Origin of the sequence: Endozoicomonas sp. ONNA1, assembly GCF_024606325.1 — a bacterium.
GTDB lineage: Bacteria > Pseudomonadota > Gammaproteobacteria > Pseudomonadales > Endozoicomonadaceae > Endozoicomonas_A.
This window is the reverse complement of the sequence record NZ_JAHHPN010000430.1, coordinates 1-1,155: the sequence shown is the minus strand read 5'-3', so window position 1 is coordinate 1,155 and position 1,155 is coordinate 1. Positions and strand designations below refer to the sequence as shown.

General features: G+C 46.0%; 3 protein-coding genes. 2 read left to right on the top strand and 1 reads right to left on the bottom strand.

Annotated elements, in window-relative coordinates; genetic code table 11:
- Positions 1-351 (bottom strand): heavy metal-associated domain-containing protein (locus tag KDK19_RS09905; protein ID WP_257291848.1); only part of this gene is annotated, 351 nt, incomplete at its 3' end.
- A gap of 239 nt (positions 352-590) precedes the next feature.
- On the opposite strand from KDK19_RS09905, the gene KDK19_RS09900 reads away from it, so the two are divergent.
- Complete coding sequence (locus KDK19_RS09900; protein WP_257291847.1) at positions 591-737, top strand: helix-turn-helix domain-containing protein; 147 nt, start codon at positions 591-593, stop codon at positions 735-737.
- A 166-nt stretch (positions 738-903) separates the two neighbouring features.
- Positions 904-1,155: hypothetical protein (locus KDK19_RS09895; protein ID WP_257291846.1), on the top strand; the 252-nt coding region annotated here is incomplete at its 3' end.

Sequence of the window (1,155 nt, the reverse complement as noted above, 5' to 3'; positions counted from 1 at the left end):
ACCCTGAACAGAGCAGATTTTATCGGCCAGATTGACCGACGCGCTCTCAACGCCCGGAACCTCCAGAAGAGCCGACTCAATTTTGCTGACGCAGGAGGCACAGTGAATCGTTGGTATAGAGAATTGTCGTTCAGAGTCGCCAGGCATCACTTCGGCTTCAAATCCAGCGTTTTTCAAGGCTGAAATCAGGGAGGAAGGTTCGGCACTGCCTTCGACCATGGCCGTTTTGTCTACAAAGTTAACACTGGCTGTATTCACACCAGCCACACCTTTCAGAGACTTTTCAATTTTGCCGACACAACCGGCACAGTTGACGCCGGACAGGGCCAGCTGAATCTGTAGAGATTTCATGATGTTACTCCACGAGATTGATTTTGAGGGAAACTGTACACAGCATAACCCTTACCCTGACTGGAAGGTAAAGGAGTGGTAGAGAAGATATGCCATAATTCGCAACTAGCTTCAGTTAAATATTATGTACATTGGTACCATAACTGTTTCTGCGCTATTTTTTCAGGCGTGATATTCTGATTCTTAACTTCCTGCCAAGTTCTAAACACTAACGCCTTCAAGCCAGGGATTTTGCCTTAATGACCAGCTCCATTACTGCTATCGAAGATATCATCAGTCTGAAAGAAAGCTTGGAAGTTGAGTTCAAATTAGCTGCTGGGAAAGAGGGTCGGGGAGAAGTGCCAAAAGATATCTGGAAAACCTACAGTGCCATGGCTAATACTTAGGGAGGTGATATTTTTCTGGGCACCAGAGAAAAGCCTGCCGGAGTATTCTCAGTTATCGGTATTGCCAAGCCAGACAAGATAATGAGTGACTTATAGAATACGCTCAACTCGGCCAAAGTCAGTGATAATCTGCTGAGTAATCAGGATATCTCTGTCATTGAGTTGAATGGCAAATCAGTCATACGCATTCATGTCCCCAAGTTTGGCCCCGAGCTCCGATGGTTTGGCCCCAAGCTCCGATGGTTTGACCCCAAGCTCCAATGGTTTGAGCTTGTCATATCGTCATCAGGATGGGAAACAGGTCATTTCAGACTTAACGGCGATTGTCCCCGATTTTCATCAAAAACTTTTGCAACTAACTGAAATTTCTAGCAGCCTGTCGGACTTAAGCGTCCGTAGCGAGGATTGCAAGAAATTG

What these genes read in the sequence shown, in the direction of transcription:
- KDK19_RS09900 (WP_257291847.1), top strand. Translation starts at nt 591, where the DNA reads ATGACCAGCTCCATTACTGCTATCGAAGATATCATCAGTCTGAAAGAA.